28 protein-coding genes and 1 pseudogene are annotated in these 23,621 nt (G+C 62.4%); 14 read left to right on the forward strand and 15 right to left on the reverse strand.

What is annotated here, in order from left to right; all coding sequences use genetic code 11:
* Positions 1-97 precede the first annotated feature (97 nt).
* The 7 genes from LVY65_RS05320 to LVY65_RS05350 form a co-directional block, all read right to left on the reverse strand.
* Positions 98-892: a hypothetical protein gene (locus LVY65_RS05320; protein ID WP_235066947.1), complete on the reverse strand. Its 795-nt coding sequence runs from the start codon at positions 890-892 to the stop codon at positions 98-100.
* A gap of 140 nt (positions 893-1,032) precedes the next feature.
* The gene (locus LVY65_RS05325; RefSeq protein WP_235066948.1) at positions 1,033-1,467 is read right to left on the reverse strand and encodes an ExbD/TolR family protein; all 435 of its coding nucleotides are present in this window, start codon (positions 1,465-1,467) and stop codon (positions 1,033-1,035) included.
* 18 nt (positions 1,468-1,485) lie between these two features.
* Complete coding sequence (locus LVY65_RS05330) at positions 1,486-1,980, reverse strand: ExbD/TolR family protein (RefSeq protein WP_235066949.1); 495 nt, start codon at positions 1,978-1,980, stop codon at positions 1,486-1,488.
* Between the two features lie 74 nt (positions 1,981-2,054).
* Positions 2,055-2,816, reverse strand: a complete 762-nt coding sequence (locus tag LVY65_RS05335; RefSeq protein ID WP_235066950.1) for a MotA/TolQ/ExbB proton channel family protein — start codon at positions 2,814-2,816, stop codon at positions 2,055-2,057.
* 49 nt (positions 2,817-2,865) lie between these two features.
* A complete protein-coding gene (locus LVY65_RS05340; protein WP_235067178.1) occupies positions 2,866-3,525 on the reverse strand; it encodes an energy transducer TonB in 660 nt (219 codons plus the stop codon).
* A 217-nt stretch (positions 3,526-3,742) separates the two neighbouring features.
* Entirely contained in the window at positions 3,743-4,162 is a 420-nt protein-coding gene (locus LVY65_RS05345) for a dihydroneopterin aldolase (protein WP_235066951.1), read from the reverse strand.
* Positions 4,152-4,886: an SDR family oxidoreductase gene (locus LVY65_RS05350; protein WP_235066952.1), complete on the reverse strand. Its 735-nt coding sequence runs from the start codon at positions 4,884-4,886 to the stop codon at positions 4,152-4,154. Before LVY65_RS05350 ends, LVY65_RS05345 begins: the two co-directional genes overlap by 11 nt.
* Positions 4,887-4,934: 48 nt before the next feature.
* Between LVY65_RS05350 and LVY65_RS05355 the strand changes: the two genes are divergently transcribed.
* Genes LVY65_RS05355 through LVY65_RS05365 form a run of 3 tightly spaced genes read left to right on the forward strand, consistent with a single transcriptional unit; the run spans position 4,935 to position 7,239 of the window.
* Positions 4,935-5,501 carry a DUF1285 domain-containing protein gene (locus tag LVY65_RS05355; RefSeq protein WP_235066953.1) on the forward strand — a complete coding sequence of 189 codons (567 nt, stop codon included), beginning with the start codon at positions 4,935-4,937 and terminating at the stop codon, positions 5,499-5,501.
* Positions 5,498-6,073, forward strand: a complete 576-nt coding sequence (locus LVY65_RS05360) for a CoA pyrophosphatase (protein ID WP_235066954.1) — start codon at positions 5,498-5,500, stop codon at positions 6,071-6,073. The genes LVY65_RS05355 and LVY65_RS05360 overlap by 4 nt, the downstream gene beginning before the upstream one ends.
* The gene (locus tag LVY65_RS05365; RefSeq protein WP_235066955.1) at positions 6,070-7,239 is read left to right on the forward strand and encodes a CCA tRNA nucleotidyltransferase; all 1,170 of its coding nucleotides are present in this window, start codon (positions 6,070-6,072) and stop codon (positions 7,237-7,239) included. The genes LVY65_RS05360 and LVY65_RS05365 overlap by 4 nt, the downstream gene beginning before the upstream one ends.
* Here the strand turns inward: LVY65_RS05365 and LVY65_RS05370 are convergent.
* The 7 genes and pseudogenes from LVY65_RS05370 to LVY65_RS05400 all read right to left on the reverse strand — a co-directional run bounded on the left by LVY65_RS05370 (position 7,236) and on the right by LVY65_RS05400 (position 17,104).
* Positions 7,236-7,502: a PilZ domain-containing protein gene (locus LVY65_RS05370; protein WP_235066956.1), complete on the reverse strand. Its 267-nt coding sequence runs from the start codon at positions 7,500-7,502 to the stop codon at positions 7,236-7,238. The two genes, LVY65_RS05365 and LVY65_RS05370, sit on opposite strands and share 4 nt — an antisense overlap.
* A 156-nt stretch (positions 7,503-7,658) precedes the next feature.
* Positions 7,659-9,179, reverse strand: a complete 1,521-nt coding sequence (locus LVY65_RS05375; RefSeq protein ID WP_235066957.1) for an arylsulfatase — start codon at positions 9,177-9,179, stop codon at positions 7,659-7,661.
* Between the two features lie 174 nt (positions 9,180-9,353).
* A complete protein-coding gene (locus LVY65_RS05380; protein WP_235066958.1) occupies positions 9,354-10,361 on the reverse strand; it encodes a SphA family protein in 1,008 nt (335 codons plus the stop codon).
* A 153-nt stretch (positions 10,362-10,514) separates the two neighbouring features.
* Positions 10,515-12,260, reverse strand: a complete 1,746-nt coding sequence (locus LVY65_RS05385; RefSeq protein ID WP_235066959.1) for a putative bifunctional diguanylate cyclase/phosphodiesterase — start codon at positions 12,258-12,260, stop codon at positions 10,515-10,517.
* 73 nt (positions 12,261-12,333) lie between these two features.
* On the reverse strand, positions 12,334-14,595 hold the full coding sequence (gene parC / locus LVY65_RS05390) for a DNA topoisomerase IV subunit A (RefSeq protein ID WP_235066960.1): 2,262 nt from the start codon (positions 14,593-14,595) through the stop codon (positions 12,334-12,336).
* A 134-nt stretch (positions 14,596-14,729) separates the two neighbouring features.
* Positions 14,730-15,443, reverse strand: a complete 714-nt coding sequence (locus LVY65_RS05395) for a MarC family NAAT transporter (RefSeq protein WP_328282492.1) — start codon at positions 15,441-15,443, stop codon at positions 14,730-14,732.
* Between the two features lie 98 nt (positions 15,444-15,541).
* Positions 15,542-17,104: pseudogene (locus tag LVY65_RS05400) on the reverse strand (sulfatase-like hydrolase/transferase).
* 484 nt (positions 17,105-17,588) lie between these two features.
* Between LVY65_RS05400 and LVY65_RS05405 the strand changes: the two are divergent.
* The 7 genes from LVY65_RS05405 (at position 17,589) to LVY65_RS05435 (ending at position 21,027) form a co-directional block, all read left to right on the forward strand.
* Positions 17,589-17,759 (forward strand): hypothetical protein, encoded by a 171-nt coding sequence (locus tag LVY65_RS05405; RefSeq protein ID WP_235066962.1) that lies wholly within the window; start codon positions 17,589-17,591, stop codon positions 17,757-17,759.
* Between the two features lie 178 nt (positions 17,760-17,937).
* A complete protein-coding gene (locus tag LVY65_RS05410; protein WP_235066963.1) occupies positions 17,938-18,144 on the forward strand; it encodes a cold-shock protein in 207 nt (68 codons plus the stop codon).
* Between the two features lie 179 nt (positions 18,145-18,323).
* A complete protein-coding gene (locus LVY65_RS05415; RefSeq protein WP_235066964.1) occupies positions 18,324-18,611 on the forward strand; it encodes a hypothetical protein in 288 nt (95 codons plus the stop codon).
* Between the two features lie 377 nt (positions 18,612-18,988).
* Positions 18,989-19,327 (forward strand): ArsR/SmtB family transcription factor, encoded by a 339-nt coding sequence (locus LVY65_RS05420; RefSeq protein WP_235066965.1) that lies wholly within the window; start codon positions 18,989-18,991, stop codon positions 19,325-19,327.
* Positions 19,324-19,815, forward strand: coding sequence for an ArsI/CadI family heavy metal resistance metalloenzyme (locus LVY65_RS05425; protein ID WP_235066966.1), 492 nt, complete (start codon positions 19,324-19,326; stop codon positions 19,813-19,815). The genes LVY65_RS05420 and LVY65_RS05425 overlap by 4 nt, the downstream gene beginning before the upstream one ends.
* Positions 19,808-20,344 (forward strand): GNAT family N-acetyltransferase, encoded by a 537-nt coding sequence (locus tag LVY65_RS05430; RefSeq protein WP_235066967.1) that lies wholly within the window; start codon positions 19,808-19,810, stop codon positions 20,342-20,344. The genes LVY65_RS05425 and LVY65_RS05430 overlap by 8 nt, the downstream gene beginning before the upstream one ends.
* On the forward strand, positions 20,341-21,027 hold the full coding sequence (locus LVY65_RS05435) for an aquaporin (protein ID WP_235066968.1): 687 nt from the start codon (positions 20,341-20,343) through the stop codon (positions 21,025-21,027). The genes LVY65_RS05430 and LVY65_RS05435 overlap by 4 nt, the downstream gene beginning before the upstream one ends.
* Here LVY65_RS05435 and LVY65_RS05440 read toward each other — a convergent pair.
* Positions 21,024-21,947: a LysR substrate-binding domain-containing protein gene (locus LVY65_RS05440; protein WP_235066969.1), complete on the reverse strand. Its 924-nt coding sequence runs from the start codon at positions 21,945-21,947 to the stop codon at positions 21,024-21,026. The two genes, LVY65_RS05435 and LVY65_RS05440, sit on opposite strands and share 4 nt — an antisense overlap.
* A gap of 141 nt (positions 21,948-22,088) precedes the next feature.
* Here LVY65_RS05440 and LVY65_RS05445 point away from each other — a divergent pair, with 141 nt between their 5' ends.
* The 4 genes from LVY65_RS05445 to purC all read left to right on the forward strand — a co-directional run bounded on the left by LVY65_RS05445 (position 22,089) and on the right by purC (position 23,617).
* The gene (locus LVY65_RS05445; protein ID WP_235066970.1) at positions 22,089-22,265 is read left to right on the forward strand and encodes a hypothetical protein; all 177 of its coding nucleotides are present in this window, start codon (positions 22,089-22,091) and stop codon (positions 22,263-22,265) included.
* An 11-nt stretch (positions 22,266-22,276) separates the two neighbouring features.
* Entirely contained in the window at positions 22,277-22,444 is a 168-nt protein-coding gene (locus tag LVY65_RS05450) for a hypothetical protein (protein ID WP_235066971.1), read from the forward strand.
* A gap of 6 nt (positions 22,445-22,450) precedes the next feature.
* Positions 22,451-22,753 (forward strand): hypothetical protein, encoded by a 303-nt coding sequence (locus LVY65_RS05455; RefSeq protein WP_235066972.1) that lies wholly within the window; start codon positions 22,451-22,453, stop codon positions 22,751-22,753.
* An 81-nt stretch (positions 22,754-22,834) separates the two neighbouring features.
* Positions 22,835-23,617 carry a phosphoribosylaminoimidazolesuccinocarboxamide synthase gene (purC, locus tag LVY65_RS05460; RefSeq protein WP_235066973.1) on the forward strand — a complete coding sequence of 261 codons (783 nt, stop codon included), beginning with the start codon at positions 22,835-22,837 and terminating at the stop codon, positions 23,615-23,617.
* Positions 23,618-23,621: the final 4 nt, after the last annotated feature.

Consider the following 23,621-nt stretch of genomic DNA (forward strand, 5'->3'; position numbering starts at 1 on the left):
AGCGACTGGAGCAGCTTGAAGAAGTCCATGATTCCGGCCCCCGTTTGGGGGCCAATGTGCCCAGCCCCACCATCAAGGCAATCAGGGGAAACCCTTCTTAGGCTGCCAGTTCGAAGGCGCCGGGCTCCCGGTCGCAGGCCTCGCGCCACTGCTGCCGTCGCCGCTCCTGCAACATATGCTGAAGCGCATAGAAATGCTGTGCTGGATTGGCTCGGAAGGACGGAGGCAGCGTGGTTTCGTTACGGAGTTGCCGCTCGACCCGCGCCCAGCCACGCCGCTTGTCTCGGCACATATGTCGCGACAGGACCTTCGCACCTACTAGCCGTCGCGCCGCACGCCCCAGGGCGGTCGCGCTGACCGCCGTCCACGCATCTTCAATCGACTGCATGTCGACCGTGGCAGCTGCAAACCGCTCGCTCTCCTCGGCAAGCGCGCACTCTTCCTCGACCGAAAGATATTCTCCCGCCCGCCTGGCCGAATGGCAACGATCGAGCAGTGCCAGCAGCCCCGGCGGAATATTCGTTTCGGCTTCGCACCGCAACGCTGCTGTGGCGCTTAGCCTGTAGGCGCGATAGGCCGCTTCGGTGCGCGACCGCGCGGCTTCCCCCAGCGCTTCGGCCAGCAGGTTGAGCCCCGCCCGCGCTTCGTCGCGCCCCTTGGTCATCCAGCCCCATCGCTCGATCCGTTTACCCAGCGCCTCCAGGCCAGCGGCAATTCGCAAACCCTGGCGGGCTTCCCCAAGCGCCCAGCCATGACTTCCGCGGGCATGGTCATAAAGGTGATGGAGCACCACGGTCCGCTGCCCATGGTCGCGCGCACGTCCGGCAAGCGCCGCGGCGTCCGCCTCCAACTGCTCGATCAGCCCGTGCTGGTGCGCTGCTATAATGTCCATAAGTCTCGCACTAGCCGCCGACCGGTTGAAAAGCGGTTACCCCGCCACTGCTTCAGAAGCAGTTTTCCCGACGTTTCTGCTGCAACGAAAAGGGCGGCCCCTTTCGGGACCGCCCAAATCTCGTTCAAGGCAGATTTGCCTTAGAAGACCGTCATATAGGCTTCGTTACCGACGAATCCCATTTTGCTGACCTTCGCTTGCTTCGTCACCGCAAGCACCTGGTCAACAACCAGGTAGCGCGCGTTGGGATCGGGCTGCAGGTGGAGCTCGGGAATCGGGTCCATCTGCTGCGTCACGTCCAGATACTGGCGCAACTGCGTCAGATTGACTGGCGTTCCGTTCCACAGCACCGCGCCTTCCGGCGTGACCACGACCTTGTTCTTGACTGGATCGATCGGCGGCGGCGGTTGGTCGCTTTGATCCTGCGGCAAGTCCAGCTTCACGGCATGGGTCTGCGGCGGGATGGTAATGATCAGCATGATGATAAGAACCAACAAGACGTCGATCAGCGGCGTCGTGTTGATGTCCATCATGGGCTCGCCTTCGGTATTCGAGCCAGTGGTTTGCATCGCCATGGTGGCTTGCTCCTAAACTTACAGCCGCGTGACCGGCCCACCGGCCGGAGGTTGCGAAATGAACCCGACGCGGGCGAAGCCGGCGCGCTGCATGGTAAACACCGCGCCGCCAATGCACTTGTAAGGCGTGTTGATGTCACCGCGGATATGCACTTCGGGCATATTCTCTTCGGTGATGTTCTCGACGCCGCCGACCTTTTTGATCTGGTCTTCCAGCGCCTTCACCGCACGGTCGAGCAATTGCTCGTTGGTCACCGGAATCAGGTTCCAGTAGACCTCACACGTTCCCCCGGGCCCGCCGCGGATCGTCAGCGAGACGTTCTCCGGCTTGGTTTCCGTCGGCTCGTTGCGGACATCCGGCAGGGTAATCGGCACCGACTGGATCACCACCGGGACGGTGATGAGGAAGATGATCAGGAGCACCAGCATCACGTCGACCAGCGGCGTGGTGTTGATGTCCGACATCGGGACGTCTTCGTCGGCCGAGTCGGCAAAGCCCGCGTTCATTGCCATGAGGCGTCAATCCTTCTTCGTTCAAGTCTCACCGGGCCCGCCACGATCGCGCGGCAGGCCCGGAAAGGTTCGGCTTAGCGCGCGGCCGTACCAGCGGCCGGTGCCGGACGGGCAGCCTGCGCCGGCTGCTTCGGAGCAGCACTTGCCATGACCGGCTTCACCGCGCCGTTCGACATCAGGTAGCCGTGGACGTCGTTGGTGAAGGCGGCGAGATCCTCGGTGATCGACTTGTTGCGACGGATCAGCCAGTTGTAGGCGAGCACCGCCGGAACCGCGACGACCAGGCCGAGCGCGGTCATGATCAGCGCTTCGCCGACCGGGCCGGCCACGGTCGAGATCGACGCCGAACCCGTCGCGCCGATCTTGATCAGAGCGCGATAGATGCCGATGACGGTACCGAACAGGCCGATGAACGGCGCGGTCGAACCGACGGTCGCCAGGAAGGCCAGGCCTTCGCCGAGGCGGTTGGTGATCGCACCCTGCGAACGAGCGAGCGAATTGGCCATCCAGTCATGCTGGTCGACCGGGTCGGTCAGCTTGCTGTGCTGGTCCTGGGCAAGCAGCGCGTCTTCGACGATCGCGCGATAGGCGCTGCGCTGCTCTAGCTTGTTGGCAGCCTCACGCAGGTTCGGCGAGTTCCAGAAACTGGCTCGGACCTTGTTGGCCTGGCTCATGATCTTCTGCTGCTGAAGCAGCTTGGTGAACAGGATGTAGAAGCTGAAGATCGACATGGCGACGAGGATGATGAACACGGTCCATGAAATCAGGCCGCCTTCTTGCAGAGCCTGCAGCAGGCCGTACGGGTTGTCGCCGGCGGGGGTGGTGGGAGCTGCCATATGTTTGACTTTCCTATTGAAACTTTGGGTTCGTTAAGTTGAGCTAAAATCAGTCTTCGGGCAGTTCCCAGCGAATGCGCTGGGAGAATGTGTCCGAAATCGGGTTTCCTGCCTGATCCTTGGCCGGTGTGAATCGCGCACGGCGCCTCAGGATGTTGCAGGTTGCTGCGTCGAGCGCGGACGATCCCGACGATCCGGTGATCGAGCAGTCTGTCACTCGGCCATCGGTGCCGATGCTGAGGCGTACCGCCGTGGTGCCCTGCTCTTCATTGCGAATCGCGGACTGCGGATAATCGTCGGTCGAGAATAGCGACGTCAGGTTCGCCTTCGCCTTCGCGGCCTGCGAGACCCTTGGCGGCGGCGGAGCCGACGGCGCGGGCGGAGCCGGGCGCTCGGTGATCACCGGCGGCGGCGCGACGGGAACCGAAATGACCGGCGGCGCGACCGAATTGGTTCGGACGATCGGCGGAGGCGCAACCACCTGCGGCGGCGGCGGCGTATTCTGGTCCGGCGGTGGCGGCGGCTCTTCCGGCGGCGGCGGCGGTTCGTCCTCCACGTCGAAAGTCTTCAGATCCTCTGCAGCTTTCTTGATGACGTTATAGGCAAGGCCGGTCACCAAGGCATAGCCGAGAGCAATATGGATGAGTGCCACGATGATGATCGCCGCAGTGCGGTTGGAACTCATCTGTTTGCGATTGGCGTAAGACATTAAGCCGCAAATCTCCTCGATGGTCGATTCCATGACTTCCCGGAGACGGCGAATTCAACGCGACCCGAGTTGTCGTGAAACCGCCGATGTACTAACATATCATCGGCAGATACGCGCCACCCTTAATGAAGCGATAATGGCCGCGCAACGAATTTTGTTCCGAATGCGGCAAGGACCGCGCAAATTCGCGGCGCGCCCGATGCTATTCCCCTACGTTTTATGGGGTTTGTCCGGGGAAGGAGGCAATTTCGACTCCCACCCCCTGGGCCTCGGAATAGATGTCGGGCTTGACGCTCTTGACCCTTAGCGCCTTGACTCCACGATAGGCTGCAACCCGCTGAAAAATAGCGTGAACCAGCGTTTCCTGGAGATTGTATCTCCGCTCCTGGGCAAGCCGGATGACCTCGGTTTTCAGATAGTCATAGTTCCAGGCGGACCGATGATCGTCGTCGCCTGGCGGTTCGAGATCCTCCAGCCAAAGCTCGATGGTGATCAGCAGGCGCTGCGGGGTCCCAACCTCGAATTCATGGAAACCGATATCGGTCATCACCTCCAGCGAATCGAGGAGGATTCGGCTTTGCCGGACCTTCAGATGGTCCGGCACCATGCCCTGCAGCCTGATCGCCTCATCGCTCATTCAAGCCCTCCAGGAATTGCACGTCGCGTTTCAGGTTCATGAAATGCTGGCCACCGTCGAGGACGAGCGTCTGGCCGGTCATGCTCGCCGAATCAATCAGGAAGCGCAGCGCGGCGACGACGTCGCCGATTTCCACGCCGCGACGCAGCGGATTGAGCTCATGCACTGCTGCGAAATTGGCCCGGTCCTGCTCGCCCGAGGGCAGCATCAGTGCCGGTGCAATCGCATTCACCCGGATGCCCTGCCCCGCCAGCGCCCTCGCCGCGACCTCGGTGAGGCCGGCCAGGGCATATTTGGACAATGTATAGCTAAGGAAGTCGGGGTTGGGCGCGGCCAGTTTGGAATCGAGCAGGTTGACCGCCAGCGCCTCCCCGCCCGCATGCCGCCGCGCCAGCTCGTCAATCAGCAGCATCGGCGCCCGAGCATTGACCTTCATATGCGAGTCGAATTCCTCGGCGCTCGCATTGCCGAATCCGTCAAATGCGAACCGGGCGGCATTATTGACGAGCAGCCGAACCGGCGGCAGGCCGTCGGCCGCTGCGAATATCCGGCCGGCACAGTCCGCTTCGGCCAGATCGGCAACCGACTTCACCGCTCCTTCAGGCACGGCATCGTCCGTGCGGTGGACATGCGCAACGACTGTCCAGGCGTCATCTATCAGCGCCCGCACAAGCGCCTCGCCGACCCGCTTGCCGCCGCCCGTAACGATTGCTGTCCTGCTCATTGGACGGCACTATCATCCAACTGCGCGCTCGCCTACATCGCCGCTCCGATGCCCGAACGACGTCCACCCATCGAAGCCCAGGGACAGAGCCTTGCCGACCTCGCCGCAGCGATCGAAGCGCGTGGCGAATCTCCGCCGGTCGATCGCTGGAACCCCCGGCACTGTGGCCACTCGGGCATGCGGATCGCCCGCGACGGCAGCTGGTTTCACGAAGGCAGTCCGATTGGCCGTCCGGCGATGGTCCGGCTGTTCGCATCGGTGCTGCGACGGGAACCCGACGGCAGCCATGTATTGGTCACCCCGGTCGAAAAGCTGACGATCGACGTCGAGGCGACGGCCTTCCGCGCCACGCAAATGACCATGGCGGGCGAGCGGGAACAGCGTCGCATTGGCGTCATGCTGGATAGCGGCGATGCGCTGATCGTCGGGCCTGCCCATCCGTTGACCGTAATCGAAACGGCCGAAGGTCCGTCGCCTCGCGTTGCGGTGCGCTTCGGCCTGGAAGCCGAGCTTGCACGGCCTTTATATTATGAGCTCGCCGATATCGCGCTGGCTGAAGGCCATGAGCCGCCCGGCGTGTGGTCCGATGGTGCTTTCTTCCCGCTTGTCCCATGAACCTGATCGAACGCATCACCCTATCGCTGGCCGCCGACCCGCCGCACGACCTGTTGCCTGGCGACCTCATCGAAGGCCATGACGACGAACCGCGACAGGCAGCGGTGCTGGTTGCAATCACCGACCGGCCCGATCCGGGGCTGATTCTTACCGTCCGAAGGGAGCATCTTCGAACCCACGCGGGCCAGGTCGCCTTCCCCGGCGGGCGGATCGACGATGGTGAGGACGCCCCGGCCGCCGCGCTGCGCGAAGCTCTGGAAGAACTGGCGCTCGACCCCGCGCTCGTTCGGCTGATCGGGACCGCCGATGCCTACCGGACTGTCACCGGATATGGCGTAACTCCCGTGGTCGGCGTTGTTCCACCGGACCTCGACCTTGTTCCCAATCCCGCCGAAGTCGCCGACTGGTTCGAGGCGCCGCTTGATTTTGTGCTCGATCCCGCCAACCAGCAACGCATGAGTGCTGAATATCAAGGCCGGCTTCGGCATTATTACAGGATCGACTGGAAGGGCCGCCAAATCTGGGGCGCCACCGCCGCGATGCTGGTCAACCTGTCCAGGCGGCTCGGATGAAGCTCGATCCGCAACATTTCCTCAAGCGTCCGGGAATCAATCGGCTGTTGAAGGCGCTAGATGCAAAACACGGCACGGCGCGCTTCGTCGGCGGCGCCGTCCGCGACCAGTTGCTCGACGTACCCCATGACGACCTCGACCTCGCCACGACGCTTCCGCCGGACGACGTGACCCGCCGGCTCGAGGCGGCGGGCATCAAGGCCGTTCCCACGGGAATAGAACATGGCACCATCACCGCCGTGTCTTCCGGAACAGTGGTCGAAGTCACGACCCTCCGCTCCGACGTTTCGACGGACGGCCGCCGCGCCACCGTCGCTTTCACCGACGATTGGCGGCAGGATGCGGGAAGGCGCGATTTCACCATCAACGCCCTCTACGCCGACCCCTACACTGGCGAGCTGTTCGATTATTTCGGCGGGCTCGATGATCTGGATACGCGCACGGTCCGCTTCATTGGCGATCCGTTGCAGCGCATTGCCGAGGATCATCTGCGCATCCTCCGCTACTTCCGGTTCCACGCCCGCTATGGCCATGGGGCGCCCGACGCCGCGGCGCTCAAGGCCTGCACCGATCGCGCCAACGACCTCATGGCCTTATCGCGGGAGCGGATTGCCGACGAGCTGTTGAAGCTGCTCTCCCTATCCTATCCGACCCCGACTGTTCGGCTGATGCACGCGCACGGCTTGTTCGAACCGGTGGTGCCGGAAGTTGCCGGCGTCGAACGTCTCGCCAAACTGGTCGCCGCCGAGCGCAAGGCCAATATCGCACCAGACCCATTGCGCCGCCTCTCCGCACTATTGCCGCCCGACCCGCCGAGCGCCGAGCGCGTGGCCGCGCGCCTCAAGCTGTCGAACAAGGCCAGGAAACGCCTTGCCAGTGCCGCCGACCTGTCGCTGCGCGAAACGCCTCAGGGGCTTGCCTATCGGCTTGGTACCGAAGGCGCGGTTGATCGATTGCTGTTGGCGTCGAAGCCGGCGGACGCAGCCCGGATCGCCAATTGGGCCCCGCCCCGGCTGCCGATCGGCGGCCGGGAACTGATGGCGCTTGGGATCGCCGAAGGCCCGGCAATCGCAAAAGCGATCAAGCGGATCGAGGACGCCTGGGAAAAGGCAGGCTTCCCCAAGGGCGGTGATTTCAAACGGATCGTCGAAGAAGCCCTGCGCTAGGCTACGAACACCGGCTCCAGGAACACCGCGCCAGCTTCGTTGCCGAGTGCCCAGCGGATCTGGGCCGGGAAGGTGCCATATTTCGGCACCTTGATCTGGACATTCTCACCGATCTTTAGCGTGCCCTCGGTTTCCATCCGGCAGCCCTCGCGGCTGATGTCGATCACCACGACCGAAACGGTGTTGCCGTCGCTGTCGATCAACGTCGTATCGAACCTTGTATCCACGCGCGGCGCGCGTTTGATTTCACCAGGCTCCCGCATGAAATGCCCCCATTCGAACGCAATAGGTCTAGCTAATATATATTAAAATCAAGTCAAAACGGCTCAATTTTACAACCGGATCGACCGAATCCGTTACCAATCGAAATCAACCGTCTGGCTTGACGCGCGCCCTGCGGACGCCACGCTCGGTGCACATCAATTCTGGTGAGGACCTGCCGTTTCGATTTTCTCCATGACGTCGCTGACCGTGAAGCTTGCAGCTTTGGCGCGCGGCGGGAATTCCTTGAAGCTTTCCATATACTTCGCGATGATTTCCTGTGCCGGAACCAGCAGGAACGCTCGGTGGCATTCCCAATCGGGGAACCAGCTGCTCTCGATGCCGCGTTCGAACGGGTCGGCCCGGATGTTCGTCATATAGGGTACGCGCAGCCTCGTGAACTCGCGCTTCCAGACATCCATTCCGTGATGCTCCTGAATCATGAAGCTCATCTTCCAATTGCGGACGCGGAGCGCCATGAGATCGCCATCGTCGCTCCAATAGAGGAATCCCTGCCGCGGACTGGACTTCTCCTTGCCCGCAAGGAAGGGGATGAGGTTCTCACCGTCGAGGTGTACCTTGAACTTCTTCCCGTTGAGCGTGTGGCCGTTCTTCAACTTGCTAACGAGATCCGTGTTGCCTGCGGCTGCGGCGAAGGTTGGCATGAAGTCCTCATGCGCGCAGATGTCGTTGACGACTGTCCCGGCCTTGATGACGCTTGGCCAGCGGATTGCGCAGGGCACGCGAAACGCGCCTTCCCAGTTCGTCGCCTTCTCGCCCTTGAACGGTGTCGATCCGCCATCGGGCCAACTCATGCATTCGGCGCCATTGTCGGTCGTGTAAACGACGATCGTATTGTCGGCGACGCCAAGCTCGTCGACCAGGGCCAGCAATTGACCGACGTGTCCGTCATGTTCGACCATTCCGTCCGGATAGACGCCGAGGCCGGTCTTGCCGCGTGATTCCTTCTTCAGGTGCGTGAAGATGTGCATCCGGGTGCTGTTGAAGTAGCAGAACCAAGGGTCGCCGCTCTTGTGCTTCCGCTTGATGAAGTCCTTGGCAGCGGCGAGGAATTCCTCGTCGATGGTTTCCATGCGCTTCTTGCCCATGGGGCCGGTGTTCTCGATAACCTGCTTGCCTACGCGGCCGAATGCGGGATCGACGGTGGCGTCATCCTTGTCAGAAGCCTTGCACTTCAGGACACCCCGCGGCCCGAACTTTTCGCGGAACTTCGGGTCCTTTGGATAATCGTCGTTCTCCGGCTCCTCTTCGGCATTGAGGTGGTATAAATTGCCAAAGAACTCATCGAAGCCGTGCACGGTGGGAAGATGTTCGTTGCGATCACCGAGGTGGTTCTTGCCGAACTGACCGGTCGCATAACCGTAAGTCTTCAGCACATCGGCAATTGAAGGATCGTTCGGCCCGAGGCCCAGTTGGGCGCCCGGAAGGCCCACCTTTGTCAGGCCGGTCCGGATCGGCGACTGACCGGTTAGGAACGCGGCCCGGCCTGCCGTGCAGCTTTGTTGGCCATACCAATCCGTGAAAAGCGCTCCCTCATGCGCAATGCGATCGATATTGGGCGTGCGATAACCCATCAGGCCCATGTTGTAGCAGCTGGGATTAAACCAGCCGATGTCGTCCCCCATGATGAACAGGATATTTGGTTTGCCGTTGGGCATGGGAGTCGCTCCTGCGGAACGTTGGGAAAGACCCAAAATTACGCCCAGGGCCGTGCCACCCAATCGGGTGAATCCCTGATATCTTTATTAATATTGTTAATCTGCAGGAGAGAATCAGAGAATTGCGTTATGTCTGGCGCGGGGACTTTCCAGGATTCTGCATGGCCGGATGGCTCATTCCGATTGAGGGACACCGGGCGGCATGATCACATGCAGGGGCATCGTCAGTGAGAAAAAAGCTGTGGTGGAGTCGAGGCGATTCTTGACGCCGAATTCCTCAAAGAAACGCGCCCTGGCCACGACGGGGATTTTCCCCAGGTTGAAATTAAAGGCGGCCGTCGCTCCAACACCCGTAGTCCGGCCCTTGAAGGCGCCTAGCCTGGCACCTTCGCCACTGTCGCCGCTAACCTGTTGGAAGTGATATGCCTGCAGCCCCGCTGAAAATTTCGGCGAGAATATTCTTTCTACCGATGCTTCGAGGTGGAATTCCGTCCCCGTGTCGTAATCGGTGAAATCATTTTCTCCGTTGAACGTTAGGCCGGCCTTGCTCGAAACATCCCAGCCCGCCTTGGCGTCATGCCAGCTGAGCGCCAGTGACGTATCTACGACCCAGCGGTGAAAGGCTAAATTGGCCAGCTTACTCTCCCGATAGTTGCCGACCGGGATGTTGAGGACGGTACTGAGCGCAACATGGGTATTGGTCGCCACGGGCCAGCTCAGGGTCGCGGAAGTGATCGGATCGCCTATTATCGTTGCCGCGTCATCTGCCGAAAGCTCGATCGTATTTCCGCGGGGTCCGGTGAGTATGACATCAACGTCGACGTCGGGTCGCCCGATAGGCAAGGCCATTCCGACGCCCAAAGTACCACCAAGAAAATCGGTTGTTGGCACCCATAGCAATGTCGCGAAGTCTGCGTTGATCTTGGCCTTGAGTCCGGCAACCACATTACCGCCGACGACGAATTCACGATCGCCCTTGGCCTTGCCGGACAGGTGAAAAGCGGTATTATCGAAGAATATTCCCCGGATCGGCGGCAGGAGCGCGGCTCCAGGTCCGCCCGACCCAAGCAAGTAGAAGCTGGCGCCGCCTTCCGACGCATAGGCCGGGGTTGCAAAGAAAGACACCGGTCCCAGGATGGCTGACAGCAATATAAGCTGGCGTCTGTTTGCGAAATGACTCATCGCCATCCGCTCCTCTGTCGAGTGGACCTTGGCGATCTTAAATCGCTCGGTACAATTGCATTATCGGGGTAAACCCCAATTCGCCGATCTTCTTCAATGGCGAACCCGGGTCCAATAAATGGTGGACGTCATCGGGATAGTCCCGATCCGCAATCAATGCCGTCGGCGGCTCTTCCAATATTCAAGCGCGGCCTGGGCCTCGAGCGGTCTGGCAAAGTAAAAGCCCTGGCCGGATGAGCAGCCCAGCGCAGCCAATGTCGTCGCCAGCTCTACCGTCTCGATCCCTTCCGCCGTCGTCGACATGCCAAGCGCGTCGGCCAGGCTCAGCACCGCGCGGACGATCGCCACCGCGTCGGGGTCGCGCATCATTCCGGTGACGAAGCTCTTGTCGATCTTCAGCACGTCGATCGGCAGGCGCTGGAGGTAGGCCAGGCTCGAATAACCGGTGCCGAAATCGTCCATCGCCACGGTCGCATCCAGAGCCTTCAGCGCCTCGAACACGCGCATCGCCCGGCCGGGGTCCTGGACGATCGAGCTTTCGGTGAGCTCGAGCGTTAGCCGCTCGCCCTTGAGCCCGCTCGACCGAAGCGCGCTCTCGACCACGTCGGCGATATTGTCTCGAGCGACCTGGATGGCGCTTAAATTGACGCCGACATAGAGCGGCAGCGGCGCGCCCGCCTCCCGGTCCCACTCGGCGACCGTCTGCGCGGCCTTGTCCATCGCCCAGCGGCCGAGCTGGAGGATCAGCCCGCTTTCCTCGGCCACGGGAATGAATTCGGTCGGGCTGATCTCGCCGCGGTCCTCATGATTCCAGCGCGCGAGCGCCTCGAACCCGGCAACTTCGCCCGACTTCAGGTTGATCAGCGGCTGATAGAATAGCTTGAGCTGGTCCTTGTCGAGCGCCCGGCGCAGCTCGGTCTCGATCGAGAAACGGCGGCGCGCGGCGCTGGCTTCCTTGGGCTCATAGACCTGCGGCTTGCCCGCTGCCTTGGCCTGCTTGACTGCGAACTGGGCATTGCGGAACAGTTCCTCGGGATCCTGGCCCGCTTGCATTAGCGCGACGCCAATTCCGCATTCGATGCGGATCTCCAGCTCGCTCAGCTTGAACGGCGTCGCCATCACCTGCTGGATCCGCTCCGCCGCGGCCAGCGCATCCTCGACCCCGCGCTTGAGGCCGACCAGGATTCCAAACTCGTTCCCGCCGGTCCGGGCCAGCACGTCGCCGCCACGCAGCGCCGATATCAGCCGCCGCGCAAAAGTGATCAGCAGCTCGTCGCCGGCAAGGCTGCCCATCGACTCGTTGATGCGGCTGAAGCGCAGCATGTCGACCACCAGTACCGCATATTCGCAATCGCGGGCGCTGGTGCTGCCCTTGATCTCGATCGTTTCGGTGAAGGACAGGCGGTTGGGTAGGCCGGTCAGGCTGTCGCGCAGCATCTCGGCGCGCAACGTGCGCTCGGCCTGGACCTCGACCGTGCGGTCGACCAAGCTGACCAGGCAACGCGGGCGCCCCTTCGCGCACCGCGACAGAGGCGCCAGCTTGATCCGGAAATATCGCGCGCCGATCCCCTCACCCTCGCAAAAGTCCAGCTCGTTGGTCGCGTCGAAATCGGCCAGGAACTCCTGCATCAGCTGGGCGATTCCCAGGTGCTGGCACTGGCGGAAGTCGCCGCTCATCATCGCTTCGTCGCCGGTCAGCGCGATGACCTCGTCGAAGCGCGAATTGCGGTCGATCAGGCAAAGCACGCCTCTGGACGTCTGGCCGACGATCGCGGCTGCGATCGGCAGGGCGGCAAGCAATGCATGATCGTCCGCCGACGCGCGGACGCTTGAGGGGTCATTCTGGACCGCAGGACCTACGCTTTTAGGCGTGGCCGAGCGGCGCGCTGCAGCCTGCATGGCAACCGCGTTAACCGAAGGAGGTTAATGGGCAGTTTCGAGCGAGGTTGATGCAGGTTAGGAATTATGCCGGTTATCCGACTAATTCGCTCGTTTTTGGACTGATCGGAACCGCATCGAACCTATTCGATCGGGGGAAACCATTGGGCGCAATTCGCCCGCTCGCGCCGCGGATCGCGCGCCATGGCGTAAGGTCGGTTTCGGACCTCACCCGTCCACTGTCCCCACCCAGCGGCCAGCTGATCCCGTCGGCCAGCGCAAAGGCCATCGCGTCGCTGAGGCCTCCGTCGCGGTAACGCTGCAGCTGCACCCCCGACCCGCGGCCAAGCTCGGGCAGTTCGTCCAGCTTGAACACCAGCATCTTGCGGTTCTCGCCGATCACCGCGACGGAGTCCGCCTGCGCCCCTACCCGCCTAACCACCGCCACCTTCGCCTTGGGCCGAAGGTTCATTAGCTGCTTGCCCTTGCGCGTCTCCGCCAGGGTCGCTTCGCCCGTCGTCACGAACCCGCGCCCGTCGGTGCTTGCGACCAATATCTTATGCTCCGGCCGCACTACGAGCATGGCGATGATCTCGCATTCCGCCTCCAGGTCGATGGTCAGCCGGATCGGCTCGCCGAACCCGCGCCCCCCGGGCAGCTTGTCCCCGCCCAGCGTATAGACCCGCCCATTGTCCGCCGCGACCAGCAGCCGGTCGGTGGTCTGCGCGTGAAAATGGATGTGCGGCCCGTCGCCTTCGCGCCACTTGAGCTCGGCCATTTCGCTCAGCGCTACATGCCCCTTCATCGCCCGGATCCAGCCTCGCTGCGACAGGATCACCGTAATCGGCTCCTTCTCGATCATCTGGCTCCAGTCGAGCTCGCGGGCTGGCGCCTGTTCCTGCACAACGGTCCGCCGCTCGTCGCCGGCATAAGCCTCCTTCAGCACCGCCAGGTCCTTCTTCAGCCGGGTCCGCTGCCGCGCCGGGCTCTCGACCAGTGCAGCCAGCCCTTCCCGCTCCTTGGCGAGGGCAGCGCGCTCCTTGCCGATCTCCATTTCCTCCAACCTGCGCAAGCTACGCAGCCGCATGTTGAGGATCGCCTCGGCCTGCCGATCGCTGAGCTTGAACTCCTCGATCATCACCGCCTTGGGCTCGTCCTCGGTGCGGATGATCTCGATCACCCGGTCGAGGTTTAGGAACGCCACCAAAAACCCGTCGAGCAGCTCCAGCCGGTCGTCGATCTTCCCGATCCGCGTCGTCGACCGCCGGACCAGCACCTCGATCTGGAACTCAAGCCAGGCGAGCAGCACCTGCCGCAGGCTCATCACCCCCGGCGTCCGCATCTTGTCGAGCACGTTGAGGTTCAGCGGAAATCGCACCTCCAGCTCGGTCAGTTTGAACAGGCTTTCCAGAAGCAGTTCCGGGTCGACCGTCCTCGATCGCGGCTCCAGCACGATCCGCACCTTTTCGTCGCTTTCGTCGCGGACGTCGGCCAGGATCGGCAGCTTCTTCAGCGCAATCAGGTCCGCAATCTGCTCGATCAGCTTGCCCTTCTGCACGCCATAGGGAATTTCGTGGACCAGCAGGTGCCAGCCCCCGCCCTTCTCCCGCTCCACCTCGATCTTTGCGCGCAGCCGGAAGCTGCCCCGCCCGGTCGCATAGGCGTGGGCGATGGTCTCGCGATTGTCGACCAGCACGCCGCCGGTCGGAAAGTCCGGCCCGCTGACGAAGTCCATCAGCGCCCTATCCTCGGCATGCGGATTGTCGATCAGGTGGCTTGCCGCCTCGATCAGCTCGCCGACATTGTGGGGCGGAATGCTGGTCGCCATTCCGACCGCGATCCCGCTCGCGCCATTGGCGAGCAGGTTGGGGAACAGTCCGGGGAAGACCTCGGGCTCTTCCTCCTCGCCATTATAAGTGGCGCGATAATCGACCGTTCCTTCGTCCAGCCCGGTCATCAGCCGCTGCGCCGTCGCGGTCAGCCGCGCCTCGGTATAGCGGTAGGCGGCGGCATTATCCCCGTCGATGTTGCCGAAATTGCCCTGCCCGTCGACCAGCGGATAACGGAGCGCGAAATCCTGCGCCAGGCGCACCATCGCGTCATAGACCGACTGGTCACCGTGCGGATGATATTTACCGATGACGTCGCCGACGACCCGCGCGCATTTCTTGTAGGCGGAGGCCGGATCCAGCTTCAGCAACCGCATCGCCCACAGCAGGCGGCGGTGCACCGGCTTCAACCCGTCACGAACGTCCGGCAGCGACCGGGCGGTGATCGTCGACAGGGCGTAGACGAGGTAGCGTTCGGAGAGCGCGGCGTCGAAGGGGATTTCAATTTCGGATTCGGTCGGTTGCATTGGTTAGGGTTAGCAGGCGCGTCCCCTTCCCGTCATCCCGGACATCCGATTTTTGAGGCCGAGCGGGCATCATCGGAAGAAGCCAACCATCCGCAATGGCCGGATTGGGCGGAAAGCGGACGAAACGAGGTTGGCTAAGCGGGGCGCAATCCGAAGAAGTCACTGAATCCGGTGAGCAGGAATTGGATGCCGATCGCGACCAGCAGGAAGCCGAAAATCCGCGTTAGGGCGTCTATGCCTGACGGGCCGAGAACCCGCGCCATTGAAGCCGCCGTTCGCAAGATGAGCCAGGCGATGAACAGCGTCACGGTAATGCCAATGATGACCCCGGCGTAAATAAGGCTGTAATTTTCTGGATGGTTGCTTTCGATCTGGGACGCCGCCGTCACTACAACCGAAATTGAACCCGGGCCTGCAAGGCTGGGCATGGCAAGCGGCGTGAATGCAATTTCAAGCTCGGGCTGCGTTGCTCCTTGCGAGGCGTCCGGCGCAATCGCCGGAAAGAGCATTCGAAAACCTAGCACCGATATGATCAGCCCCCCCGCAATCCTGATGCCAGGAACTGAAATTCCGAAGAATTCGATGATCGCCGATCCGAGGAGAAGGAATAGAACCAGGATACCAAAGGCATAGATGCATGCCATCAACGCATCGCGATCACGCCTTTTCTTTTCGAACCGGGCCGTCAGCGAAAGGAACAGGGGAGCGGTACTAAGCGGGTTCATGATCGGGAATAGAGTGCCGACCGTCAGTATAATCGCTTCACCGAAAATATTGATTGGCTGCCTCCGATTTCCGGGCCTGCGCTGCCAGGCTCGATACCTCGCGAATATCTGAAACGGCGGCAGCGCTCAATGCGGGCGTACCCCTGCCGTAAAACGACTGCATTGGGTGGAAGGCGGACACTAGCGCAGGTTCTGACCGCTGGTTTGTAATCAGAGACCAGCTAATTAGGCCAGTAGACAAATTCCTGGTCAGCACTCCAAGGCGCGTCGGCTGAGAAATCGATGCGGATTGGTTCTTCAAGCAGCGCCGGCCACAGCGGCTTGGGCATCTCGCGATCGTGGGCAATGAGCTCGGCGTGAAGGCGTTGCACATGATCGGGCCGCTGGGTTGAAAGATCAGCCCGTTCGGTCGGATCGGTCGCCAGGTCGAACAGCCAGGTCCGGGCCGGATTTTTCGAAACCTGCAACTTCCAGTCGCCGTGCCGGATCGCCTTATAGTCGCCCGACCGCCAAAACAGCTTACGTTCGACCGGGGACGCCGCGCTCCCTGTCGCGAAGGGCAACAGGTTGAGGCCATCCATTTGCCGGTCGCTCGGCATTGCCGCGCCCGCCGCTGCTGCCGCCGTGGCGAAGACATCGACGTGCTGAACCGGCATCGACAGCCGCTGGCCGGCAGCAATCTTGCCTGGCCAGCGGATGAAGAAGGGCACGCGAATGCCGCCTTCGAAGAAGGTCCCCTTCCAACCGCGAAAGGGTTTGTTGAGGTCGGGCAGACCCGCATACCACGCGCCACCATTGTCATTGGTGAAAATGACGATGGTGTCGTCATCGATGCCTTGCGCCTTCAATGCGTCCATGACCTGACCAACGCCTCGGTCGAGCGCACTGACCATGGCGCCATAGACACGCGTCTTGTGGTCCGTGATCGCCGACAGTGCGTCATAGTCGCTTTGAGTTGCCTGGAACGGCGTGTGCGGCGCGCTGTAGGCGAGGTACAGGAAGAACGGCCGGTTGCGGTTGGCCTCAATCGCCGCGACCGCCTGCCCGCTGAGATAGTCGGTAATATACTCGCCGGCGTGAAAATGCGGGCCGCCGTTGAACTGGACGGCGTCGGTCAGGGCCAACTAAAGGAGTCGGTCGAGGGGATCACCTGCAATCCTGGCCTCGACGCAATGGTCGGAAAGATATTTGATGGCTCCAGCCAGGAAGCCAAGGCTCTCGTCGAAACCCTGTTCCTCGGGTCGCATCCCGGGCGCCTCACCAACATGCCATTTGCCCAGATGTATGGTGTGATAGCCGCTCTGTTTCAGTATCTCGGCGATTGTCACTTCGCCGCCGGGTAAGCCCATTGCTTCCATCGGGGGCACCCGGCCTTGGCGCTCAGCGTGATAGATCGTCGGATACGGCCGCCCCTTGGGGGAGTGGCGCGGGACATACTTTGCCAGCTGGCTGGGAACTGCAGTGAATTCGAAGCCGAACCGGGCGGGGTAGCGGCCGGTCAATAGTGCCGCGCGCGAAGGCGAACAGGTGGCGTGGGCGGCATAGCCCTGCGTGAACTGAGCGCCTTCATGGGCCAGGGCGTCGATTTTGGGCGTCTGGACCAGACCGCCGGCAACGCCGCAGCCGGCACCCTCAACGCTGATGTCGTTGAAGCCAAGGTCGTCGGCAACGATCAAGACGATGTTGGGCGGGCGGTCGCCAGTGGGCAGCGCCGCGGGACCCCTTTCCCACGTCACCGGCTGCGTCGGTTTCACCGGCCGGCGGAGCCGGACAATCAGCACCATCAGTTGAACCGGAAAGAGGAGCCATAGGATCGACAAGCTTGCTGCCAGTAACGCGACTACGGCGACGGTAACCTCCACAAACCGCACAGCTCTCTCCTTGACCGTCAATAACTTCCGCAAGGCATTGTTGTTCACTGGTCAATGCGAATGACCGGAATGGGTCGAAAGCTGCCATTAGGTTGGCATGTAAATGAATGGCGACGATGCCTTCTCCGCTTCCGCAACCTTGGCGCTAACCCCCTCTCCTGCTAAACCAACCTCGCTCGGTCGATCAGGAGGCATTATGGCCCATCCCGAGCCTATTCAGACGCGTCCCCCGGAACCCGTCCACCCCGTCTGGTGGATGCTTCCGATCACCTTTTGCATCTACACTGTCATCTTTCTTTCATTGCTCGTTTGAGGCGCCGATATCCTGCCAGGGCGCGCTATTAATTTCCTGTTAAATAGACTATGACCGCCCGCTTCTCAGGACAAGGATCGCTCGATGCCCTCCGAGCAACCGGAATATTATCTGAGGCGCGCGGCGGAGGAGCGCGACGCCGCGGCCAGCGCGCCCAACGCAAGCCTCGCCCGCGTCCATGACGATCTGGCGGCGATGTACGATCGAATGGCGAAGGAAGCGGCGCGAGAGCGCGAACCGGCCCTCGCCGACTGACCGCTCCGCGGTTCGCGCCTTTCATTTTGCAACTAAAGCTCCAGGCCACCCGTTAAGGCATATGCTGACAGTCGGTATCGACGGTCCTGGGCACTGAGCCGCGCCTTTTTCCATCTTTTACGCCTCTTAGCCGCGAGACGGTCAATCTTGGCCGTGTCGGCAAGGAAGGACCACTCCCATGAAATATTTCGGAACCGTCAAATCGTTCGACACCGATACGGGCACCGGCTCGCTGAAGCCCGAAACCGGCGGCGATGAGCTGATGTTCGAACGCAGCGCCATTAGCTGGGACGCACCCAAGGCCCCCACCGTCGGCCAGCGCCTGTCCTATGACAAGGGCACGCTCAACAGCCAGCCCTGCGCCATCAATCTCGGACGGATCTAACTCGATCGCGCGCCGGGACTCCCCTCCCGGCCAATATGTCACGCGAGGCGGGGCCGTGGGCGCCAATGTACGGCGCCCACGTGCCGCCCCGCCCGCAAATGAACTTTCGCACCCGCCGGCGGTTGAATGAAGACGCCCGTTCCGGCGCTGCCCACCCCTCGGTTCGAAAGCCCGTCCCCATGAAACATTCCGAAAATGCGGCCTGGCTTAAGCTTGGCGTCGACGCCTGGTCGCTCGGCTGGCAAGCCGCTCGCGTCATGGGCCTTCGCACCGCCAAAATGGCCGAGGGCGGTCCCGCCGCGGGGATCGAGGCATGGCTGATGCTGTCGGAAAAATGGCAGGCCGCGGCGGAGCTTCATGCCGACCTGCTGACCCGCGGGTCCAGCGCCAGCCCCGTAACCGCCACCCGCCGCACCCTTGCCCATTACAAGCGCAAGGTCGCCGCCAACGACCGGCGCCTCCGCTAACCGCCGCTTGCGGCTGCGACGAGTTTCATTTTTTCAGCGCCGAAACGACTTTGGGACATATTGCCTACTAATCTAGTAGGGATTAGAAAATCCTTGTTAACCCGTGCGCGGCTCCCCTGCGGCGCGGTAAAACGGGGGCAGGTTTACCGAGCACTAGGCCTGCCCCCCATTATCTCCCACAGTATCTATCGAAATCAATTCGATACTTATCGAAATAAGGCTTGACTCCGCCTGGTTGATTTGTCATTTCGATTTCTATCGAAAGGAGGATTTATGCGACTCATCGCTATCCTGCGCGGCCTGTGGAATCGCTGGACCGCCGCTCCGCCCGCTCCCTGCTGCTCCGGCTGCCCCATCCATTTTGCCAATTTCCGCTAATGGATATCGACGCCGCGATCGTAGCCCTCGGCGCCTTGGCGCAGGAGCATCGACTTGCCCTCTTCCGCCTGCTCGTCCAGGCCGGTGACGAGGGCATGTCTGCCGGCGCGATCGCGGGGAAGCTGGGCATTCCCAACAGCTCGCTGTCCTTCCACCTTGCCCAGCTCCGCGAAGCCGGCCTGATCACGCAGGAACGGCAGCACCGCTCGCTGATCTACCGCGCCGACTATGCCGCGACGAACGGGCTGGTCGCCTACCTCACCGAAAACTGCTGCGCCGGCGCCGACTGCTCGGCCCCCGCCTCCCCTGTTCCCCAAGCCAAAAGGAAAAGCGCGTGAAGCGAATGCATGTCCATGTCGGGGTCGAGGATCTCGACGCCTCGACCCGATTCTATTCAACCCTGTTCGGCGCCGATCCGGCCGTCACAAAGCATGACTATGCCAAGTGGATGCTGGACGACCCGCGGGTCAATTTCGCTATCTCCGCGGGCCATCATGAGGTGAAGGGCATCGAGCATCTCGGCATACAGGTCGAAACCGGCGAGGAGCTGGCCGAGGTCTATGGCCGGCTGAAGGCCGCCGACCGCCCGGTGCTGGAAGAAGGCGCGACCACTTGCTGCTACGCCAAGAGCGAGAAGAACTGGATCAGCGACCCCGATGGCGTCGTTTGGGAAACTTTCTTCACCGGCGGCGACGCCACCGTCTACGGCGAAAGTCCGACGCTGACCGCTGCTTCGCTCAACGCATCGAGTGAAACCTGCTGCGCGCCGGCCTTGCGGGAAGCGCCGGTCTGCAATTCCAGCAACGCGAAATCGACAATTGGCTGACCAGCTGACGATCCGCACCGCCGACCCCCGCGACGCAGCCGCGACCGCGGCGATCTATGCCCACCACGTCGCCCACGGCACCGCCTCGTTCGACACCGAACCGCGCAGCGAAGCCGAAATGGCGGCGAAAATCGGGGACTGCACCGCGCGCGGCTGGCCGTTCCTCGTGGCAGAGGCGGACGGCGAGGTGGTCGGCTATGCCTATGCCACCCAGTTCCGAGACCGCCCGGCCTACACTTCGACCTGCGAGAACAGCATTTACCTCCACCCCGACCATCTCGGCCAGGGGATTGGCTCGCAGCTGCTCGCTGCCCTCATCGACGCGGCGGAGCGTGCTGGATTCCGCCAGATGATCGCGGTGGTCGGCGGCGCCGAGCGTGCCTCCGCCGCACTCCACGCCAGGGCCGGTTTCGTCGAGGCCGGGCGGATGCGCTCGGTCGGCCGCAAGCTCGGCCGCTGGCTCGACACGCTCTACATGCAGAAATCGCTCGGCCCTGGCGACGCGGTCGCGCCTGACGTCGAGCCATGAGCGGCGAACCGCTTTCGCGGCGGCTGGCGGCGGAGGGACTGGGCTCCTTCTTCCTGTTCGCCACCGTCATCGGGTCGGGCATCATGGCCGAAGCGCTGGCGGGGGGAAATATCGCCATCGCCCTCCTCGGCAACACGCTTGCGACCGGCGCGATGCTGTTCGTTCTGATCACCATGCTGGGCGCGATATCGGGCGCCCATTTCAACCCCGCGGTGACCCTGGTGATGGCCGGGCGGGGCGCACTGCCATGGCGCGACGCGGCGCCCTACATCCTAGCTCAGCTCTCTGGCGGACTCCTCGGTGCCTGGGCGGCGCATGTGATGTTCGACCTGCCGATCATCCAATATTCGCTCAAGGCCCGGACCGGCATCGGCCAATGGACTGGCGAGCTTGTCGCGACCTTCGGTCTCATCCTCACCATTCTCGGGACGCTGAAGCATCGACCCAGTGCGGTCCCCGCGTCGGTCGCACTCTATATCTCCGCCGCTTATTGGTTCACCTCCTCGACCAGCTTCGCCAATCCGGCGATCACGGTGATCAGGAGCTTGAGCAACAGCTTCGCCGGCATCGCCCCGCGCGATGTCCCGCTGTTCATCGCCGCACAGCTTGCCGGCGCCCTGCTGGCCGCACTCGCAGCTACTTTCCTATTCGATGAAGGCGCACGACGGCGCCGGACCTCTTAGGCCGCCGCCTCCAGCGGCGATGCCTTGGACGCCTCGACCTGGCGCAGCAGCCATTGCTTGAAGCGCTTGATCTTGGGGACGTTGCGTCGTTCCGGCGATATGCACAGCCAGTAACGGAAGCCGGCGGTGGCAGTCAGGTCGAACGGCTGGCACAACCGCTCGTCCTTCAGGTCGTTTTTCCAGAAAGCCGGGGTCAGCAACACGAAGCCCTGCCCGCCCATAGCCGCATGGCCCTCGTCCGCCTGGCTATCGAGCCTGAGGCCCGGCTTGCGCGGCCGATGCTCGGCCTCGACCCCCGCCGCCGCGAACCAGCGGTCCCACCAATAGTCTTCCGGGCTGATCAGCGGCAGGTGCGGAAGGTCGGCAGGCTCCGGCGGTCGGCCAAGCTCCTCTGTCATCCGCTTCCAGAAGGACGGAGCGCACATCGGCGTGAAATCGACCGTCATCAGCTCGGTGCAATCCAGCCCTTCCCACGGCTCCGCCCCGGCGCGGATCGCGACGTCGGCCTCGCCCGCCTTCAGGTCGACCAGCTTGTTGGCGGTCGCCAGGCGCACAGCCAGGTCGGGGTGCTCGACCTGGAAACCTCCCAGCCGCCATGCGAGCCAAGTGTTGGCGAAGGTAAAGGTGGTCGCCACGGTCAGCAGCGCCTCGTCTTCCTCCCGATGCGCGGCGAAGGCTTGTTCGATCATATCGAATGCCTGGCTCAGCTGCGGCAGCAGGCGCTGGCCCAACGGTGTTAGTCGCGCCCGCCCGCGTTCGCGCACGAACAGGGACGCGCCAAGCCGCTCCTCCAATAATTTGACCTGATAGGATACCGCTGCCTGGGTCATTCCCAATTCGGTCGCTGCAGCAGTGAAATTCTCTAGGCGAGCCGCCGCTTCAAATACGCGAACCGCAGCCAGTGGAGGAAGTCGTCTCATCGTCAATCTCTATAAGTCCAGCTTATTGACTCTGTCCAGCCTTTCATTGGGCGGAAAAGGCCGCCTCGACTAAATGGATATCAGCGCCGGTGGCAACCCTCTCCCACCCCCAGCCACCGGCGCAAAATGATGGAGGCGATGATGAACGATCAGATCTTCGACCGCGAGTATCAGGCCGGACGCGCTGCCCTCAACGACAGCATCAGCCGGTTGATCCACGGAGCCGGGCAGTCACTGCTCATGCTCCACAAGATCCAGTTCGACGCACCTTGGAAGCGGCGCGTCGGAGCCAGCCACGGCCGCGCAAAGGCGGCCTGAGGAGTCCCAAGATGCGACTCGACATCAATCACGGCACGGTCTTCGCCAAGCCTGACACGCTTGGCGACGACTTCGCCCTTTTGTTCGAAGCGATCGCCGACGCCTTCCGCGGCATGTCGGCGTCGTCACGCCTTGAATCGCACTGGTCGCGGCAACGCTACTGTAGCGGGGATTGCTGACCAGCAATGATCGCACGGAGATGGCATGGCCGCGTCCCCGCCGCAAAGGCGGAGGAATATCTGGAGCTGATGGCGACCGTCGGGCTTCCCGACTATCGCTCGACCGAGGGCAACCGCGGCGCATTGTGCCTGCATCGCCAGGAGGGTGACATCGTCCATGTGGAAATGTTCACCCTCTGGGAGGATGAAGCAGCGATCCACCGCTTTGCCGGGCATGATATGACCCGCGCCAAATATTATGATTTCGACCCGGCATTCCTGCTCGAACTGGAGCCGGAGGTAGTGCACTTCGACATCATCGAAGGTTGAACTTCGCGCTCAATTGCGGACGAGGGACGGCTCGCCTATAGCCGCCCCTCTTCTCGTTTCTTGCCGGAGTCTTCAGCACCTATGGTTCGTCGCCGCCAGATATACGAAGGTAAGGCCAAGATCCTTTACGAAGGCCCCGAGCCCGGTACGCTTATCCAATATTTCAAGGACGACGCGACGGCGTTCAACGCCCAGAAACGCGGCACGATCAGCGGCAAGGGCGTGCTCAACAACCGCATCTCGGAGCATATCTTCGTCGCGCTGCAAACAATCGGCGTCCCAACCCACTTCATCCGCCGCATCAACATGCGGGAACAGCTGGTCCGCCAGGTTGAAATCGTGCCGATCGAGGTGGTCGTGCGCAATGTCGCCGCCGGCTCGCTTTCGAAGCGGTTGGGGATCGAAGAAGGCACGCAACTGCCCCGCACGATTATCGAATATTATTACAAGGACGATGCGCTGGGCGATCCGATGATCGCCGACGAGCATATCGCCTGCTTCGGCTGGGCCAGCCAGGACGAGATGAACGACATCGCCGACATGGCGATCCGCGTGAACGATTTCATGTGCGGACTGTTCGCCGGCATCGGCATTCGCCTGGTCGACTTCAAGCTGGAGTTCGGTCGGCTCTATGACGGCGATTTCAGCCGCATCATCCTGGCCGATGAGATTTCGCCGGATGGCTGCCGCCTTTGGGACATGAAGTCGAACGAAAAGCTCGACAAGGATCGCTTCCGCCAGAATCTCGGCGGCGAGGCCGAGGCTTATCAGGAAGTTGCCCGCCGGCTCGGCCTGCTGCCTGAGGACAGCGAGGAAAGCGCCGTCCTCGATCTCGACAGCCACCGCAAGAAGCGGGGGCGTTAGACCG

This window comes from Sphingomonas cremea (genome assembly GCF_021502585.1).
In the GTDB taxonomy this organism is placed as follows: Bacteria; Pseudomonadota; Alphaproteobacteria; order Sphingomonadales; family Sphingomonadaceae; genus Sphingomicrobium; species Sphingomicrobium cremea.